Origin of the sequence: Burkholderia sp. Bmkn7, from assembly GCF_041103175.1 — a bacterium.
GTDB classification, from domain to species: Bacteria; Pseudomonadota; Gammaproteobacteria; order Burkholderiales; family Burkholderiaceae; genus Burkholderia; species Burkholderia cepacia.
This window is the reverse complement of the sequence record NZ_JBGCUH010000001.1, coordinates 699,588-716,657: the sequence shown is the minus strand read 5'-3', so window position 1 is coordinate 716,657 and position 17,070 is coordinate 699,588. Positions and strand designations below refer to the sequence as shown.

Annotated in this window: 16 protein-coding genes; 13 read left to right on the top strand and 3 right to left on the bottom strand. The window is 67.4% G+C overall.

Annotated features, from left to right (window positions below; all coding sequences use genetic code 11):
* The first annotated feature begins 187 nt into the window (after positions 1 to 187).
* Positions 188 to 613 carry a DUF3331 domain-containing protein gene (locus AB3K92_RS03095; protein WP_021158281.1) on the top strand — a complete coding sequence of 142 codons (426 nt, stop codon included), beginning with the start codon at positions 188 to 190 and terminating at the stop codon, positions 611 to 613.
* 70 nt (positions 614 to 683) lie between these two features.
* A complete protein-coding gene (locus AB3K92_RS03090) occupies positions 684 to 1,505 on the top strand; it encodes an alpha/beta fold hydrolase (protein WP_369464423.1) in 822 nt (273 codons plus the stop codon).
* 52 nt (positions 1,506 to 1,557) lie between these two features.
* On the opposite strand, the gene AB3K92_RS03085 is transcribed toward AB3K92_RS03090, so the two are convergent.
* Positions 1,558 to 2,199, bottom strand: coding sequence for a phosphohydrolase (locus AB3K92_RS03085; RefSeq protein WP_369464422.1), 642 nt, complete (start codon positions 2,197 to 2,199; stop codon positions 1,558 to 1,560).
* Positions 2,200 to 2,713: 514 nt separating this feature from the next.
* Between AB3K92_RS03085 and AB3K92_RS03080 the strand changes: the two genes are divergently transcribed.
* Complete coding sequence (locus AB3K92_RS03080) at positions 2,714 to 4,507, top strand: winged helix-turn-helix domain-containing protein (RefSeq protein ID WP_048027056.1); 1,794 nt, start codon at positions 2,714 to 2,716, stop codon at positions 4,505 to 4,507.
* A 360-nt stretch (positions 4,508 to 4,867) separates the two neighbouring features.
* Positions 4,868 to 6,331: a mechanosensitive ion channel domain-containing protein gene (locus AB3K92_RS03075; protein ID WP_369464421.1), complete on the top strand. Its 1,464-nt coding sequence runs from the start codon at positions 4,868 to 4,870 to the stop codon at positions 6,329 to 6,331.
* Positions 6,332 to 6,383: 52 nt separating this feature from the next.
* Here AB3K92_RS03075 and AB3K92_RS03070 read toward each other — a convergent pair whose 3' ends face one another.
* Together AB3K92_RS03070 and AB3K92_RS03065 are read right to left on the bottom strand one after the other, a co-directional pair.
* Positions 6,384 to 7,292 carry a LysR family transcriptional regulator gene (locus AB3K92_RS03070; protein ID WP_048027060.1) on the bottom strand — a complete coding sequence of 303 codons (909 nt, stop codon included), beginning with the start codon at positions 7,290 to 7,292 and terminating at the stop codon, positions 6,384 to 6,386.
* A gap of 115 nt (positions 7,293 to 7,407) precedes the next feature.
* Positions 7,408 to 7,689 carry a XapX domain-containing protein gene (locus tag AB3K92_RS03065; RefSeq protein ID WP_060326045.1) on the bottom strand — a complete coding sequence of 94 codons (282 nt, stop codon included), beginning with the start codon at positions 7,687 to 7,689 and terminating at the stop codon, positions 7,408 to 7,410.
* Positions 7,690 to 7,999: 310 nt separating this feature from the next.
* Between AB3K92_RS03065 and AB3K92_RS03060 the strand changes: the two genes are divergently transcribed.
* From AB3K92_RS03060 to hutH, 9 genes are all read left to right on the top strand, one after another.
* Positions 8,000 to 8,686, top strand: a complete 687-nt coding sequence (locus AB3K92_RS03060; protein ID WP_059486129.1) for a hydrolase — start codon at positions 8,000 to 8,002, stop codon at positions 8,684 to 8,686.
* Positions 8,687 to 8,855: 169 nt separating this feature from the next.
* The gene (locus AB3K92_RS03055) at positions 8,856 to 9,023 is read left to right on the top strand and encodes a DUF1427 family protein (protein WP_009692709.1); all 168 of its coding nucleotides are present in this window, start codon (positions 8,856 to 8,858) and stop codon (positions 9,021 to 9,023) included.
* Positions 9,024 to 9,042: 19 nt separating this feature from the next.
* Positions 9,043 to 10,935 carry an amidohydrolase gene (locus tag AB3K92_RS03050; protein WP_048027062.1) on the top strand — a complete coding sequence of 631 codons (1,893 nt, stop codon included), beginning with the start codon at positions 9,043 to 9,045 and terminating at the stop codon, positions 10,933 to 10,935.
* Position 10,936: 1 nt separating this feature from the next.
* A complete protein-coding gene (locus AB3K92_RS03045; RefSeq protein WP_249456166.1) occupies positions 10,937 to 11,383 on the top strand; it encodes a DoxX family protein in 447 nt (148 codons plus the stop codon).
* Between the two features lie 892 nt (positions 11,384 to 12,275).
* Complete coding sequence (locus tag AB3K92_RS03040) at positions 12,276 to 13,136, top strand: transporter substrate-binding domain-containing protein (protein WP_048027668.1); 861 nt, start codon at positions 12,276 to 12,278, stop codon at positions 13,134 to 13,136.
* Positions 13,137 to 13,228: 92 nt separating this feature from the next.
* Positions 13,229 to 13,951, top strand: a complete 723-nt coding sequence (locus AB3K92_RS03035; RefSeq protein WP_059648604.1) for an ABC transporter permease — start codon at positions 13,229 to 13,231, stop codon at positions 13,949 to 13,951.
* A 12-nt stretch (positions 13,952 to 13,963) separates the two neighbouring features.
* A complete protein-coding gene (locus AB3K92_RS03030) occupies positions 13,964 to 14,710 on the top strand; it encodes an ABC transporter permease (RefSeq protein ID WP_369464420.1) in 747 nt (248 codons plus the stop codon).
* A gap of 27 nt (positions 14,711 to 14,737) precedes the next feature.
* Positions 14,738 to 15,529, top strand: a complete 792-nt coding sequence (locus tag AB3K92_RS03025) for an ABC transporter ATP-binding protein (protein WP_021158296.1) — start codon at positions 14,738 to 14,740, stop codon at positions 15,527 to 15,529.
* Between the two features lie 7 nt (positions 15,530 to 15,536).
* Positions 15,537 to 17,030 (top strand): histidine ammonia-lyase, encoded by a 1,494-nt coding sequence (gene hutH, locus AB3K92_RS03020; RefSeq protein WP_059492776.1) that lies wholly within the window; start codon positions 15,537 to 15,539, stop codon positions 17,028 to 17,030.
* Positions 17,031 to 17,070 lie beyond the last annotated feature (40 nt).

Below are 17,070 nucleotides of genomic sequence, written 5' to 3'. Positions count from 1 at the left end.
CCGCGCGACGCCTGCGCGCGCGCCGGCCAGAAAAATTAAGTCTCGCATCAAGACTCTTCAGCGGCGGCCCGCTATCGTCAGCGTCAGGTCATCCCGTCGCGGGCCGGTGCCGGCTCGCGCGGCGGATGACGATCGCGTAGCGGGCGGGTGCGAGGCATCCGGCCCGCTTCACCTGCCTGGATCTGCCATGGACGCATTCGATCGCTGGGAGCACGTGATGACGCTGCTCGACCCGTCGCCGGCCGCACGCCATTGCGCGCCGTCGCTTGTGCGCGACCCGGACACCGCGCGCCGCCGTCATTGCAACGATGCATCGGCCGCATCGAGCGGCGGCGTGCGCCGTCGTTGCGCGATCATCGCCGCCGAGCGACAGACCGATTCGTCGGTCCTGGTGTCGTGGAGCGACCCGACGCGCTGCCGCTACGACGAGCAGCGCTGGATCAGCGCGAAGTCGCGCGCACTCGCGCGCTGCGCGCTGACCGGCACGACGATTCGTCCGGGCGACGCGATCTACAAGCCGCAATGGCGCGGGGCCAAGCGTCCCGCGAACTACCGGGAAGTGATCCTCGCGACCGAGATGGACCGGTTCATCGGCCGGCTGTCCCGGTCGTGACGACTGACGCGGCACCCCGTCCGCCGGCTGGCGCTGGTGCGCGCCGCTTTTTCACCACTGAGGAATCCGTATGAGCACGTTCACGACCCGTGACGGCGTGTCGATTCACTACAAGGACTGGGGCGCCGGGCGCCCGGTTGTGTTCATTCACGGCTGGCCGCTGAACGCGGATATGTGGGACGTCCAGATGCATCACCTTGCGTCGAACGGCCTGCGCTGCATCGCGTACGACCGGCGCGGCTTCGGCCGCTCCGGCCAGCCGTGGACCGGATACGACTACGACACGCTGGCGGACGATCTCGCGACGCTGATCGATACGCTCGGGCTGCGCGACGTGACGCTCGTCGGCTTCTCGATGGGCGGCGGCGAGGTGGCCCGCTACATCGGCCGGCACGGCACGCGGCACATCGCGAAAGCCGTACTGGTCGGCTCGGTGACGCCGCTGGTCGCGCGGCGCGACGATCATCCGGACGGTGTCGACGTCGCCGTGTTCGACGGGATTCGCGCGGGTATCGTGGCCGATCGCGCGGCGTTCCTCGAGCAATTCTGGCCGCTGTTCACCGGGTCGAACCGGGCCGCTTCGACGATCTCGCGCGCCGCGCTCGACTGGACGTCGTTCATGGCGCTGCAGGCCGGGTTGAAGGGGACGCTCGACTGCGTCGGCGCGTTTTCCGAAACCGATTTCCGTGCGGATCTCGACAAGTTCGACGTGCCGACGCTCGTGATTCACGGCGACGACGACCAGACGGCACCGCTCGCGCTCACGGGCGCCGTCACGGCACGGCGCGTGCCGCACGCGACGCTGAGCATCTACGAGGGCGGCCCGCACGCGTTGTACCTGACGCATGCGCAACGCCTGAACCACGAACTGCTGGCGTTCGCGCGCGCATGATCCGGCGGTGGCGGCGGTGACGCGGCCGCACGGGCCCGGCCGGACGGCCGGCTCACTCCGCCCATTTCGACCCGAGCACCAGCCCGCAGAAATTCGTCCGGCGATAGTCCGGGTCGCAACGCTCGAGCACGTCGGCGGACACGTTGCCGAACGCGGTAGCGGGGCGGTGCGCGGTGCCTGCGGCGAGCGCCTCGAGAAACAAATCCTTGAAGCAAGGGCCGCGCGGCCATGCATGCACGATCGCGTCGCGTTCGGACCGGCTCACCTCGTCGAAGTGATGCGCGAAGAGGTCGGTCTCGACGCCGGCGCCGAGCAGCGCCGTCAACGGCGTCATGTACGGGTGGATCCCGAACGCCGCATGCAGCGCGATCGCGCGCCAGACCTCCGCTGCGTCGTCGGCGGCGACGCCGTATCCTCCGAGGAATGCGTGCGCCGCATTCGCGCCGTCGATCTCGAAGCGCCGGCGCGAATGCCGGTAGCGCTCCGTCAAGCCGAAGTGATGGAACAGCGCGGCGACATACAGCAGCTCGGCGTTGAACACGATGCCGCGACGCAGCCCGATGATCGATGCAAACGCGAACACGCGCATCGCGTGCCGGAACAGCAGTTCCGGTTCGCACGCGCGTACGGTGTCGGCGGCGTCCCGTGCGAGCGGGGCGTCGGGAATCCTGATGCCGGCGATACGGTTGCCCATGGTCGTGTTCCTCGCGGCGTGGTGAAAGTCGCTCGACGCTGGTGCCATCGATCCATCGTTGCGCGCCGCGCCGCTGAATGTCCTGAGCGGCGCCTGAATCGTTATGAACGGAAAATCCGACCGACCGGTGCCCGGGAAATCGGTTACACCACGGTTACGCCACGTCCAGCATGTCTTTTTTACCCGGTCCTGTCCGCCAATCCGGCGCGCGGCTATTTTTAATTGATGAGTCGAAGAAATTAACTCCGGCAAATCGCAGCTTTTATCCTACGAAACAGGTTCATGGGTGAATCACTGTTTCGCATGCAGTGAGCGCGAAATGCCGCGCCGCACAGGGGCAGCGTCGCCCCCACGCGGAGGCGCCGGGAAAATCGCGGCTTTCATCGATTCAAAAAATTTGCTCAGTAGCTTCTGATAATTTGAATCATTGCAAGGGGTAAATGCCGTAGCATGAGCATCCAGTCGATGTCATTTTTGACAGGGCATCGATGCACGCTATCGATTGAAAATTCTCATGATCCGAATTGGAACGCTACACGTATTTCTTGACAGGCGTGAAATTCGCTCGAACGGCAAACTGCTGCGTATCGGCAGTCGCGCATTCGAAATTCTCGAACTCCTGATTCGGGCGAACGGCGCCCTGGTCTCGAAAGACGAGATCATGCAGCGCGTGTGGCCGCACACCGTCGTGGAGGAAAACAACCTGCAGGTGCACATTGCCGCGTTGCGCAAGGCGCTCGCCGACGATCGCAACCTGATCGTGACGGTGCCGGGGCGCGGTTATCGGCTGGTCGGCGGCCGGACCGACGTCGCGCCCCCCGTGCGCGCCGTGACGTCGCGGCTGACGGCCGCGCCGACCGCGCTCGTCGGCCGCGAGCAGACCGTCGCCGAGGTGCTGGCGGCGCTCGACACCGCGCGCGTCGTGACGCTGGTCGGGGCGGGCGGCATCGGCAAGACGCGGCTTGCGCTCGAAGCGGCCATGCGCGCCGAAGCCCGTTTTCCGGACGGCGCCGCGTTCGTGTCGCTGGCCACGGTCGCCGCTCCGCAATTCGTGCCCGACGCGCTGGCGGCGGCGTTCGGCATCGCGCAGCCCGCCGGATCGCTGACGCTCGAGGCGGTGCTGGCCAGCGTCGCGAACCGCCGGATGTTGCTGGTGCTGGACAATTGCGAGCATCTGCTCGACGCGGCCGCGCGGATCGCGAGCGCGCTGACCGAATCCGACGCCGGCTTGCGCGTCCTCGCGACCAGCCGCGAGGCGTTGCGTATCCAGGGCGAGCGGCTGTGTCCGATCCCGCCGCTCGAGGTGCCGCGCGAAGGTGCCGACGATGCGGAAACGCTGGGTGCGAGCGCGGTGCAGCTGTTCTCGGCGCGTGTGCAGGCCGCCGATCCGCGTTTCCCGCTCGACGAACGCAGCGTGTCGCTGATGGCATCGGTGTGCCGGCGCCTCGACGGCCTGCCGCTCGCGATCGAACTGGCCGCGGCCCGCGCGGCCGTGCTCGGCATCGACGTGCTGGCCGCGCATCTCGACGACCATTTCCGGTTGCTGACCGGCGGGTTTCGCACGGCGTTGCCGCGTCATCAGACGCTGCAGGCGATGTACGACTGGAGCTACCGCCTGCTCGGCGATGCGGAGCGCCTGCTGTTGCGATGGCTCGGCGTATTCCGCGGCACCTTCTCGATCGACGCGGTGCGGGAGATCGTCGGCGCCACGCGGCTGGCCGATGCGGACCTGCTCGACACGATCGCCGGCCTCGTGTCGAAGTCGCTGCTGAGTCTCGAAAGCGCGCACGGCGCACCGCGTTACCGTCTGCTGACGACGACGCGTGCGTACGCGCTGCAGCAGCTCGAGAACAACGGCGAGTGTGCGGCCGCCGCCCGCGCCCACGCGAACTACTTCCATGCGCTGTTCCGGCTCGCGCCGGTAGACGACGGCGGGACGCTCGGCGAATCGCGGCTCGACGTGATCCGGCGCGAGCTCGGCAACCTGCGCGCGGCGCTCGACTGGGCGTTTTCGCCGAACGGCGATGCGGAGATCGGCATCGCGCTGGCGGCCGTGGCGGTGCCGTGCCTGTTCGACCTGTCGCTGGTCGACGAATGTCGCGAACGCGCGCGCGCGGCGCTCGATTCGATGCGCGACATGGACGAGACGCGCACGCGCGACGACGCGCGCGTGCGTCTGCTGGCCGCGTATGCGGCCGCGCTTGCCCATACCGCCGGGTCGACGCAGGTCGCGGACGACGCGTGGTCGGTCGTGCACGCGCTCGGGCTCGACACGGGCGAGACCGAGCTGCCGCCGCGCGAATCGTAGCGGCGCGCGGCCGTCGCGGCTTCAGAACGTTTCAGGTTGAACACATGACCGGGCCGGCCGGTGCGTCTACATTGGACGCACGGACCGTCGACGATGCGCGGGCAGGCGGGCAGGCCACCGGCTCGCGCTGCAGCGTCGCGCGGTCACGGCGCCGCTGCATGCCGGTGTGGCGCAGCGGCCGCCACACGTGCCGCCGCGGCGGCTTCGCGCGTCATCGAACGACTACCGCATGAAACCTGTCCAGCCCGACCTTTCGCGCCACGATTCGCCGCCCGCGGCTACACGCCGGATCGGGCCGTGGGCGATGTGCGTGCGCGGCTTCCGCGCGCGTCGTGTGTCACGCTTGCCGCCCGCTCCCTCATGCTGAACCTTTCCGCCACGGTCGCTTACGGCGCACCGATCGTCATTGTCGATCTCGTCGCATGGCGGTTGCTCGGGCCCGGCCGTTCGACGGCGAAGGCGATAGGGCGCTGCGCGTCGTTCGCCGCGCTGACCTATGTGCTGTTCGCGACCGGCGTGAGCCCGCTCGCGGTGCCGCCGTCGCCCGACCGGCTCGACCGGCTGGCGATCCAGGTGATCGGGGTCGCGTGGTGGCTGCAGTGCTCGCTCGTGTTCAGCCTGATGCTCGACCATCTGCTGCTGCCGCGCGCATGGCGCACCCAGCGGCTGTTTCACGACATCGCCGCCGGCGCCGTGTTCGGTGCGGCCGCGGTGGCCGCGCTCGGCTACGTGCTGGGCCTGCCGCTGAGCGGGCTGGTCGCGACGTCGGGCGCGGTGGCCGTGATCCTCGGGCTGGCCGTCCAGAACACGCTGAACGACGTGTTCTCCGGCCTCGTGCTGAATACCACCCAGCCGTTCCGGCTCGGCGACACGGTGGCCATCGGCGAGCTCGAAGGGCGGATCGTCGAAAGCAACTGGCGCGCGACCAAGCTGATCGACGGCCTCGGCAACCTGGTCGTCGTGCCGAACAGCACGGCGGCGAAGACGACGATCGTCAACCTGAGCGAACCCGAGAACGTGCACGGCGTGACATTGACGATCGAGATCGATCCGGAAGTGCGGCCGGCCATCGTCGTCGATGCGCTCGACCGCGCCGCCGCCAGCTCGCTGGACGTGCTGCCCCGTCCCGCACCGGTTGCGGTGGTCAAGGCGTTCCGTACCAATTCCGTCGAATACGAACTCGTCTGCTACGTCGACGCGCTGCAGAAGAAGATCGCCGTGCGCAACCAGCTCTACGACCTGGCCCACCGGCATCTGGCCGCCGCGGACATCGCGTTGCGCCCGCTGGGCGGGACGGCCGCTGCGCACCGGCCGGTGTCGCGCGGGCAACGGCTGCTGCGCGCGGTCGAACTCTTCCGGCAGCTCGGCGACGACGATCTGGCGGTGCTCGCCGATGCGCTCGCGTCACGCGTGTTCCACAAAGGGGACGTGATCTATGCATCGAATGCCGATACGCGCCTGCTGACGATCGTCGGGGCCGGTGTCGCGTCGGTGTTCGTGCCGGGCGCGGCGGGGGACATCGAGGTCAGGCGGATGGCGCCGGGCGACGCGATCGGCCAGTCCGTCGTGCTGGCCGGCACGCAACTGCACGCGAGCGTCCATGCGGTGACGACGGTGACGGCGTTTCAACTGAGCAGCGGCGACCTGTCGCCGCTGATCGCGCGCAAGCCCGAACTCGGGCGGCTGATGTGCGAATCGCTGTCCGAACACATCGCGACCGAGGAGAAGATGATGATCCCGCCGGCCGCGAGTGCGCACGCGTCGTTCAACCTGATCGAGTGGCTCGAGAAAGAGATGAAGCGCCTGCACGATTCGTTCAGCTGATGCGGGGCGGTTGCCTGCGGCGGGGGGCCAACGCAAGCCGCGGGCGGCGGAATTACACGAGCGCGGTAAACCGGTCGACGAGATCGGGTTGAGCGAGCTGGTCGACCCACCAGTGCAGCGCGCGTCCGGCTTCGTCGCCGCGCCATGCGATATAGCACTGCGTCGTGTCGCGCATGCCGGTCACCTCGCGCGCGACGAGCTTGCCCTGCGCGATCGCGCGTGCCGCGATGCAATCCGGGAGCGTGCCCACCGCGAGCCCTTCGCACTGCGCGGCCAGTTTCGCGGCGAGGGTGGGGACCGCGAGATACGGTTGCCCGGCATCGATCGCGACCGAGCGCGGCTGCAGCTCGCGCGACGTATCGCTGATCACGGCGCCGCGATACTCGACGACGGACGCCATCGACAGCGGCTCGGGCAATGCCGCGAGCGGATGGGTGGGTGCGATGGCGAACACGTGCCGGAGCGAGCCGATCGGTCGCGCGACGATGTCCGGCAGTTCAGGCGGCTCGCCCGCCGCGCCGACGACGAGATCCGCGCGCCGCGAAATCAGCGCATCCCACGTGCCGCCGAGGACTTCGGTGGACAGGCGCAGCCGCGTGTCCATCTCGAGCCCGTAGAACGCATGCACGTACGGCCACAATGCCTCGAAGGGCAGGATCTCGTCGATGCAGATGCGCACCTCGGTTTCCCAGCCTTGCTGCGCGCGCTGCGCTTTCAGTTCGAGCTGCTCGGCCGCATGCAGGAGCCGGCGGCCTTCCTCGACGACCACGCGTCCTGCGTGCGTGAGCTTTGCGCGGCGTCCGCTGCGGTCGAACAGCGCGACGCCGAGATCGCTTTCGAGCTTCTGCACGAGATAGGTCAGCGCGGACGGTACGCGGTGCAGCAGCTCGGCGGCTTCGGCGAACGTGCCGGTGCGGTCGATCGCGTCCAGCGCCTCGAGCGCTTCGAATGACAGCTTCATGATGAATTCCACGGGGGCATCGGGCTGTCATGTTATCGCCAAGCACGCCCGGCTCCAACACGGTTCACGACAACTCCGCCGCGTACGCGATCCAGGCGCCCTCGATCGGCGCGCGTCAGGCCGGTGTCGACGGCCCTTTCTTCTCGGCGGCCCGGGTGGCCTGCGCACCGGGCAGCGTGCCGAACATGTGCTGGCCGCACTTCGCGTCGCTCCACGCGGTTTTCAGCTGGATCCCGGACAGCATGCGGCGGGCGACCGGCAGGATCTGTTCGCCGGCGAGGATGCCCAGCAGGCCGGCCAATGCGACGGTGGGCGGCGCCGGCGATGCAACACCGATCAACGCGTAGACGGCACCCGCGAGAATGCCGGCCAATAACGATGCGATATAGGACGTCATGATTCGGATAAGGGAAATGACAACCGTGTGAAAAATACGGATAAATACCGACCGATCGATGATCGGAAAATCAATTCGGAGCGTAGCAGGTCTGCTCCGGAGGCGCGTATTTAATTCGGGGCTTTTAAGATCTTTTAAGGCCTGAATTTAGGGTTTTTATTAATCAAGTCGATTAATTGGCGCTACGATGAATTCGCGTGTTGAATGACACCGGCTGGTACGCGAACCTCCCGTCACAGCGCAGTGGGCGCCTCCCGGTTGGCCGGTGAGGCTGGCTCTCTCTTTTCCCGCGTCAAAGGATATGACCGCCATGAGCAATCCGAAGCTTGAAGTACTCACTCCCCACAACAGCCAGATCATCTTCATCGACCAGCAGCCGCAGATGGCGTTCGGCGTGCAATCGATCGATCGCCAGGTACTGAAGAACAACGTCGTCGGGCTCGCGAAGGCCGCGAAGGTGTTCAACATCCCGACCACGATCACGACGGTCGAGAGCGAAAGCTTCTCGGGCCATACCTATCCCGAACTGCTCGACGTGTTCCCGAACCAGAAGACGCTCGAACGTACGTCGATGAACTCGTGGGACGACCAGAAGGTGCGCGACGCGCTGGCCGCGAACGGCCGCAAGAAGGTGGTCGTGTCGGGCCTGTGGACGGAAGTCTGCAATACGACGTTCGCGCTCTGCGCAATGCTCGAAGGCGACTACGAGATCTACATGGTCGCCGATGCGTCGGGCGGCACGTCGAAGGACGCGCACGACTTCGCGATGCAGCGGATGGTGCAGGCCGGCGTCGTGCCGGTGACCTGGCAGCAGGTGCTGCTCGAATGGCAGCGCGACTGGGCGCACCGCGAGACCTATGACGCGGTGATGGCGATCGCGAAGGAACACTCGGGCGCGTACGGGATGGGTGTCGACTACGCGTACACGATGGTCCACAAGGCCGCACCGCGCACGGCGACGCCGCACGAGTCGATTCCGCCGGTTCCGGCGAAGTAATCGCGGGCAGTTGCGACTGCCCGTGCCGATGCCGCGTGTCCTGCACGAATACGCGCCATCGGCTCCATGAAAAACGCGGGCGGCTGCCGTGACTGCTTCACGGACGTCGCCCGCGCCTGTTTTCCAGGACGTAGAACCTGCATTTCAACCTGACCGGGACATTGATCGTATGGAACCTTATCTGGTTTCCCTTGGCGCGGGTTTGCTGATCGGCGTGATCTACAGCGCGATCAAGGTCCGTTCTCCGGCGCCGCCGCTGATTGCCCTTGTCGGGTTGCTCGGCATGGTGATCGGCGTGCAGGCCATTCCCGCCGTCAAACAGCTTTTTGGCTTCTGATCGATACGAGGTGACGCACATGACCGCAACCGAGTCCCAACCGGATCTGATCCTTCACAACGGAAGGTTCACGACCCTCGACCGCGCGAACCCCGTCGCGACCGCCGTCGCAATCAAGGACGGCCGCTTCGCCGCGGTCGGCCACGACGCGGACGTGATGCCGCTCGCGGGCCGCGCGACGAAGGTCGTCGATCTCGGGGGCCGCGCCGCGCTGCCGGGCCTGATCGACAACCACTGCCACGTGATTCGCGGCGGCCTGAACTACAACATGGAACTGCGCTGGGACGGCGTGCCGTCGCTCGCGCTTGCAATGGACATGCTCAAGCGGCAGGTGGCGATCACGCCCGCGCCGCAATGGGTGCGCGTGGTCGGCGGCTTCACCGAGCACCAGTTCGCCGAGAAGCGCCTGCCGACGATCGACGAACTCAACGCGGCCGCGCCCGATACGCCGGTGTTCATCCTGCACCTGTACGATCGCGCGCTGCTGAACGCGGCCGCGCTGCGCGTGGTCGGCTACACGAAGGACACGCCGGAGCCGCCGGGCGGCACGATCCTGCGCGATGCCGCGGGCAACCCGACCGGGCTGCTGCTCGCGAACCCGAACGCGACGATCCTGTACGCGACGCTCGCGAAGGGGCCGAAGCTGCCGTTCGAATACCAGTACAACTCGACGCGCCACTTCATGCGCGAACTGAACCGTCTCGGCGTGACCGGCGTGATCGACGCGGGCGGCGGTTCGCAGAACTATCCGGACGATTACGAGGTGATCCGCAAGCTGCACGACGCGGGCGAGATGACGATCCGGATCGCGTACAACCTGTTCACGCAGAAGCCGAACGCCGAGAAGGAAGACTTCGTGAACTGGACCAAGAGCACGAAGTATCACGACGGCACCGACTACTTCCGCAACAACGGCGCGGGCGAAATGCTGGTGTTTTCGGCGGCCGACTTCGAGGACTTCCGCGTCGCGCGGCCGGACCTGCCGGCGCAGATGGAAGACGATCTCGAGGGCGTCGTGCGCGTGCTCGCGCAGAACCGCTGGCCGTGGCGCATGCATGCGACGTACGACGAAACGATCAGCCGCGCGCTCGACGTGTTCGAGAAGGTGAACAAGGACATCCCGCTCGAAGGGCTGAACTGGTTCTTCGATCACGCGGAAACCATCACCGAAAAATCGATGGATCGTATCGCGGCGCTGGGCGGCGGCATCGCGGTGCAGCACCGGATGGCGTACCAGGGCGAATACTTCGTCGAGCGCTACGGCGCGCAGGCGGCCGAAGCGACGCCGCCGGTCGCGAAGATGCTGTCGAAGGGCCTCAAGGTGTCGGCCGGCACCGACGCGACGCGCGTGGCGTCGTACAACCCGTGGGTGTCGCTGTCGTGGCTCGTGACGGGCAAGACGATCGGCGGGCTGCGCATGTATCCGCAGCGCAACCTGCTCGATCGCGAGACCGCGCTGCGCATGTGGACCGAATACGTGACGTGGTTCTCGAACGAAGTCGGCAAGAAAGGGCGGATTGCGGTCGGGCAGCTGGCCGACGTGGTCGTGCCGGATCGCGACTTCTTCGCGTGCGCGGAGGACGACATCGCGGGCACGACCGCATTGCTGACGGTGGTCGGCGGCCGGATCGTATGGGGCGCGGGCCCGTTCGCGTCGCATGACGCGCCGATTCCGCCCGCGATGCCGGACTGGTCGCCGGTGCGCGAGTACGGCGGTTACGGCGGCTGGGGCGCGACGCAGCGCAGCGGCGCACCGCTGCAACGCGCGGCGGCGGCCGCCGCGATGTGCGGCTGCGCGAATGCGTGCAACGTGCACCAGCATGCGCACGCGAGCGCGTGGGGCAGCGCATTGCCGACGTCGGACGCGAAGGGCTTCTGGGGCGCGTTCGGCTGTTCCTGCTGGGCGGTCTGACATGTCGACGACAACCGGCCGGTACAGCCCCGCGTGGATCCGTGCGCTGCTCGCGCAGCCGTGGATCGGCGCGCTGGTTCGACTTGCACTCGTGTCCGCCTTTCTGATCGGCGGGGTCAACAAGGCGATGCACTTCGATGCAGCAATCGCGGAGCAGGCGCATTTCGGTTTGCACCCGCCCGCGTTGTGGGCTGCACTGGCGGTCGTCGTCGAGATCGGCGGTTCGCTGTGCATCGTGTTTCGCCGCTTCACGTGGCTCGGCGCCGGCGGCCTCGGCATGCTGACGCTCGTCGCGATGGCGGTGGCGAACGACTTCTGGAACCAGACGGGCGCCGCGCATTTCATGGCGCTCAACAGCTTCTTCGAGCATCTCGGGCTGATCGCGGCACTCGTCCTCGTCACGATGCTCGGCGACGTGCGAAGCGGGGAAGGGGCCGGTCGAGGCTGATCGTCTGTTCTCCAGGCGATTGCAACGGGAAGGAGCGGCGGTCACGAAGCACGTTCGCGCGACATGCCCGGCGCGGACGGTGGCGGGCCTCTGCGCCGCACGCACGGCGTTCGCGGCATGGCCGAAACCCGTCGCCATGCCGGCGCCGCCGCTAGCGGTCGGGCCGCACGACGACGCGGCGCATGTGTACGTGTCGCCCACCCGCCCGAGGAATTCGACCGTTTCACCGACAGCTTCGTCGCCGCGTACCGTGGCAGCAAGTCGAAGCAGGGGCGTGTTCCCGGTGACGCCCGACGTATGGTCAGACTATTTCCCGGCTCGTCTTCACGCCGTGCCGCGCGATTTCGGTCCTTGCCAATATGTGGGAAACGTCGTGCATCCGGCACTGACGTCAGCAACCGGGCACGCCCCCCATCCAAACACCGGCCCATCGGCCGCACCGATCCCGTTGCAGGCTGCGCACGCGGCGACGATCCAGGCCTGCCTTCCTGATGACCGGCAGCGCAAGCGGCGCCACGGCCCATCGATCCCGGCCAAACCCGCGCCCGAAACAATCGATCGAGCATGAACCGGCGTTCCGGTCAGCGCCCCGATTTGAGCGACGTCGAGTTGCCCGCCGCCGCATGTCGCGCGGCACGCGTCGAGTGATCGAATTCAAAATTTGTCTAGTCATCCTTGCGATTTGTCCATCCATCCTGCACCAAATCCGTGCCTGAATTCCCCGCGAAGAGGCGCGCCAGAGCCCCGTATTTAGGGGATTTCCCGCGTTTACGCGGTTTTTTTTGATCAACGCTTGTCCGGCCGTTTTTCTTCTTGCATGCTTGTATAGACAAATTCCTGAGGCGTCTTGCAGACCGAAGGGATGACGAACTTCAACGCAAGGAGAAATCTCGTGAACGGCAAGCGCATCAAGTGGGCAATCAGGACGATCGGCGCGATCGCGGCGGCGGCGGCAACTCTCTCCGCGCCTGTGCAGGCAAAGGAATGGAAGACGGTGACGGTGGCGCTCGAAGGCGGCTACGCGCCGTGGAACCTCACGCTGCCGGGCGGCAAGCTCGGCGGCTTCGAACCGGAGCTGCTCGCCAACGTGTGCGAGCGGATCAAGGTCCAGTGCAACATGGTCGCGCAGGACTGGGACGGGATGATTCCGGGCCTGCAGGCCGGTAAGTTCGACATCCTGATGGATGCGATCTCGATCACGCCGGAGCGCGAGAAGATCCTGCTGTTCTCGCGTCCGTATGCGGCCACCCCCGCGACGTTCGCCGTCACCGATACGAAGATCCTGCCGAAGGCCGCGCCCGGCGCGCCGATCGTCAAGCTGACCGGTGACGCGAATGCGGACAAGGCAACCGTCGATGCGCTGCGCAAGCAGTTGAAGGGCAAGACGATCGGCATCCAGTCGGGCACCGTCTATACGAAGTTCATCAACGACGGCTTCAAGGACATCGCGTCGATCCGCGTATACAAGACGTCGCCCGAGCGCGATCTCGACCTCGTCGCCGGCCGCATCGACGCATCGTTCGACGACGTCACGTATTACGCGGCGAACACCGGGAAGAAGGAGAACGCGTCGATCGTGCTCGCGGGCCCGAAGCTCGGCGGCCCGATCTGGGGGCCGGGCGAGGGCCTCGCGTTCCGCAAGCAGGATGCCGACCTGAAGACGAAGTTCGACGCGGCGATCGGCGCGGCACTCGCGGACGGCACCGTGAAGAAACTCGCCGACAAGTGGTTCAAGACCGACGTCACGCCGTAAGCACGCGCGCGGCCGCCGCTGCATGAGCGACCCGACGGTCGCGCAGCGGCGCGCATCCCGCCGATCCACTCAACGCTTGCCGGGAGGCACGCATGGCCATCCTTGAAATGCTGGGCTTCGGAACCGAAGGCTGGGGCGGCGTCCTGCTGCTCGCGGCGCTGATGACGATCGCGCTGACGCTCGCCGCGCTCGCGGTCGGTGCCGTGATCGGCGCCGGCGTCGCAGCCGCGAAACTGTCACGCCACCGGAGCGCGCGCGTGCTCGGCGACCTCTACACGACCGTGTTTCGCGGCGTGCCCGAACTGCTCGTGATCTACCTGTTCTATTTCGGAGGCTCGACGCTCGTCACGACCGTCGGCCAGTGGTTCGGCGCGGAAGGCTTCATCGGCGTGCCGCCGTTCGTGATCGGCGCGCTGGCGGTCGGGATGATCTCGGGCGCGTACCAGGCCGAGGTGTATCGCGCGGCCGTGCTGGCCGTGTCGAAGGGCGAGCTCGAAGCGGCGCGCTCGATCGGCATGCCGCGAAGCATGGTGCTGCGCCGCATCCTGATTCCGCAGGTGCTGCGCTTCGCGCTGCCCGGCATCGGCAACGTGTGGCAACTGAGCCTCAAGGACTCCGCGCTGATCTCGGTCACCGGGCTCGCCGAGCTGCTGCGCACCAGCCAGATCGCCGCGAACTCGACGCACCAGTATTTCGTGTTCTTCGTCGCGGGCGGGGCGCTCTATCTCGTGATGACGGGCCTGTCGAACCGCGTGTTCAACCGCGCGGAAGCGATCGTCGGCCGCTCGTTCCGCCGCAATTTCGCACGCAACTGACGGAGCGATCGCATGTCCATCGATTTCGACTTTCTCTTCGACACGCTGCGCCAGTTGCTCGCGGCCGTGCCGACCACGCTCGGCCTGTTCTTCGCGTCGCTCGTGCTCGGCGGCCTGCTGTCGCTCGTGATCGTCACGATGCGCGTGTCGCCGCACTGGCTGCCGAACCGCTTCGCGCGTGCGTACATCCTCGTGTTTCGCGGCTCGCCGCTGCTAATCCAGATGTTCCTCGTGTACTACGGGCTCGGCCAGTTCGGCGTGATCCGCGAGAGCTTCATGTGGCCGCTGCTGCGCGAACCGTATGTGTGCGCGGTGCTGTCCCTCGCGCTGTGCACGGCCGGTTATACGGCCGAAATCCTGCGCGGCGGCTTGATGGCCGTGCCGGTCGGGCAGATCGAGGCCGGTTATTCGATCGGCCTGTCGGGCTTCGCGCTGCTGCGTCGCGTGATCGGCCCGATCGCGCTGCGCCAGTGCCTGCCCGCGTATTCGACCGAAGCCGTGCTGCTCGTCAAGTCGACCGCGCTGGCGAGCCTCGTCACCGTGTGGGAAGTGACGGGCGTCGCGCAGCAGATCATTCAACAGACCTACCGGACGACCGAGGTGTTCGTGTGCGCGGCCCTCATCTACCTGGGCCTGAACTTCATTGTCGTGCGCGTGCTCGGCGCGCTCGAATGGCGGCTGTCGGGCCACCTGCGCGCGCCGAAGCAGACCGGCACGCCGGCCGCGGCCGCGCGCGACGCCCGGCGCGTCGCGTCCTGAGCGCATCCATCCTTCCAGGAGAATCCGATGAACACCGCTGCTCCCGTTGCCCTGTCGGTCAGGAACATCCACAAGTCGTTCGGCGATCACCACGTGCTGAAGGGCATTTCGCTCGACGCGCACGAAGGCGACGTGATCTCGATCCTCGGCGCGAGCGGCTCGGGCAAGAGCACGTTCCTGCGCTGCCTGAACCTGCTCGAAACGCCCGACGACGGCACTGTCGCGCTTGCCGGCGAGGAACTGAAGATGAAGCGCGCGCGCGACGGCAAGCTGCAGCCGGGCGACCGGCGCCAGGTCGACCGGATCCGCTCCCAGCTCGGGATGGTGTTCCAGAACTTCAACCTGTGGTCGCACATGACGGTGCTCGACAACCTCGTCGAAGGTCCGCTGCGCGTGCAGAAGCGCAGTCGCGCCGAAGCGGTCGAGGAAGCCGAGGCGCTCCTCGCGCGCGTCGGCCTCGCGGACAAGCGCGGCTACTATCCGGCACACCTGTCGGGCGGCCAGCAGCAGCGTGTCGCGATCGCCCGTGCGCTCGCGATGCATCCGAAGGTGATGCTGTTCGACGAACCGACGTCGGCGCTCGATCCGGAACTGGTCGGCGAGGTGCTGCGCGTGATGCGTTCGCTCGCCGAGGAAGGGCGCACGATGCTGGTCGTCACGCATGAAATGGGTTTCGCACGCCACGTGTCGAATCGCGTGATGTTCCTGCATCAGGGCGAGGTCGACTCGGACGGCACGCCCGGCGACCTGTTCGGCGGCCAGTGCTCGGAGCGCTTCCGGCAGTTCGTGTCGAGCCATCACGACCGCGCCGCGAACTGAGGCCGTCATGACCGTATTCCGTTCGGCAAGGCCGCTCGACTGGCGGCAGATCGCGGAGGTGGCCGCCGGCGAACCGCTGGCGCTCACGGACGAAGCGCGCGTGCGCGTCGCCGCGGCACGCGAGCTCGTCGATGAAATCGTCGCGCGCGGCATCCGCGCATACGGCGTCAACACCGGCGTCGGCGCGCTGTGCAATGTGATCGTGTCGCCGGCGCAGCAGAGCACGCTGTCGCGCAACATCCTGATGAGCCACGCGGTCGGCGTCGGCGCGCCGCTCGGCGCGGCGGAAACGCGCGCGATCATCGCGGCGGCGATCAACAATTACGCGCACGGCCATTCCGGCGTGCGCGCCGATGTCGTCGACCAGCTCGTCGCGCTGCTCGAACACGATTGCCTGCCGGAGGTGCCGGCGCACGGGTCGGTCGGCTATCTGACGCATATGGCGCACGTCGCGCTCGTCTGCATCGGTCACGGCCATGCGCGCCATCGCGGCGAGCGGATGCGCGGCGACGAAGCGTTGCGCCGCATCGGCCGCGAGCCGCTGGTGCTCGGTGCGAAGGAGGGGCTGAGCCTCGTCAACGGCACGCCGTGCGTGACGGGGCTGGCCGCGCTCGCGCTCGCCCGCGCGGAGCGGCTGCTCGACTGGGCCGACTGGGTCGCGGCGATGAGCTTCGAGAACCTCGGCGGACAGCTGGCCTCCTTCGATCCGGCATCGCTCGCGCTACGCGTTTCGCCCGGCATCGGGCAGGTCGGCGCACGGCTGCGCGCGCTGCTCGCCGACAGCGGGATGCTCGGCGCGGCGAGCGGCCGGCATACGCAGGATCCGCTCAGCCTGCGCACGATTCCGCATGTGCACGGCGCGGCACGCGACGTGTTCGCCGTGACGGCGGAAGTGGTGGATCGCGAACTCGCGTCCGTCACCGACAACCCGATCGTCGCCGGCACGCGCGACGAACCGGCCGTCCATTCGCAGGCGCATGCGGTCGGCGCCGGCATTGCGCTCGCGATGGACAGCCTCGCGGCCGCGATGGCCCAGGTCGCGGCGATCGCCGAACGGCGTCTCGACCGTCTCGTCAATCCGCTCGTCAGCGGGCTGCCGGCGTTTCTCGCGACGCCGGGCGGCACGTGCTCCGGCTTCATGATCGCGCAGTACACGGCGGTCGCCCTCGTCGCGCAGAACCAGCGGCTCGCGGCGCCCGCGAGCCTCGACGGCGGCATCACGTCGGGGCTGCAGGAAGATCACCTGTGCCATGCGACACCGGCGGCGCTGAAGGCGCTCGACATCATCGAGAACACGACGCGCGTGCTCGCGATCGAGATGCTGGCGGCCGCGCAGGCATACGATCTGCAGCCGAACGGCGCGGCGCGGGCCGCACCCACCGATACGTTATGGCGGCACGTGCGCGAACGCGTGCCCGCGTACCAGGACGACCGGCCGCTCGCGGACGACATCGCGATCGCGACCGGCATCGTCGCGGGGATGCCGCCGCCGGTGCTGTGACGTCGGGTGACGGCGTGCGGTGGCAGGTTGTCTGGATATC

Excerpts from the sequence above, each read along its gene's own strand:
- AB3K92_RS03095 (WP_021158281.1), top strand. The coding sequence starts at position 188 with ATGGACGCATTCGATCGCTGGGAGCACGTGATGACGCTGCTCGACCCG.
- AB3K92_RS03090 (WP_369464423.1), top strand. The coding sequence starts at position 684 with ATGAGCACGTTCACGACCCGTGACGGCGTGTCGATTCACTACAAGGAC.
- AB3K92_RS03085 (WP_369464422.1), bottom strand. The coding sequence starts at position 2,199 with ATGGGCAACCGTATCGCCGGCATCAGGATTCCCGACGCCCCGCTCGCA.
- AB3K92_RS03080 (WP_048027056.1), top strand. The coding sequence starts at position 2,714 with ATGATCCGAATTGGAACGCTACACGTATTTCTTGACAGGCGTGAAATT.
- AB3K92_RS03075 (WP_369464421.1), top strand. The coding sequence starts at position 4,868 with ATGCTGAACCTTTCCGCCACGGTCGCTTACGGCGCACCGATCGTCATT.
- AB3K92_RS03070 (WP_048027060.1), bottom strand. The coding sequence starts at position 7,292 with ATGAAGCTGTCATTCGAAGCGCTCGAGGCGCTGGACGCGATCGACCGC.
- AB3K92_RS03065 (WP_060326045.1), bottom strand. The coding sequence starts at position 7,689 with ATGACGTCCTATATCGCATCGTTATTGGCCGGCATTCTCGCGGGTGCC.
- AB3K92_RS03060 (WP_059486129.1), top strand. The coding sequence starts at position 8,000 with ATGAGCAATCCGAAGCTTGAAGTACTCACTCCCCACAACAGCCAGATC.
- AB3K92_RS03055 (WP_009692709.1), top strand. The coding sequence starts at position 8,856 with ATGGAACCTTATCTGGTTTCCCTTGGCGCGGGTTTGCTGATCGGCGTG.
- AB3K92_RS03050 (WP_048027062.1), top strand. The coding sequence starts at position 9,043 with ATGACCGCAACCGAGTCCCAACCGGATCTGATCCTTCACAACGGAAGG.
- AB3K92_RS03045 (WP_249456166.1), top strand. The coding sequence starts at position 10,937 with ATGTCGACGACAACCGGCCGGTACAGCCCCGCGTGGATCCGTGCGCTG.
- AB3K92_RS03035 (WP_059648604.1), top strand. The coding sequence starts at position 13,229 with ATGGCCATCCTTGAAATGCTGGGCTTCGGAACCGAAGGCTGGGGCGGC.
- AB3K92_RS03030 (WP_369464420.1), top strand. The coding sequence starts at position 13,964 with ATGTCCATCGATTTCGACTTTCTCTTCGACACGCTGCGCCAGTTGCTC.
- AB3K92_RS03025 (WP_021158296.1), top strand. The coding sequence starts at position 14,738 with ATGAACACCGCTGCTCCCGTTGCCCTGTCGGTCAGGAACATCCACAAG.
- hutH (WP_059492776.1), top strand. The coding sequence starts at position 15,537 with ATGACCGTATTCCGTTCGGCAAGGCCGCTCGACTGGCGGCAGATCGCG.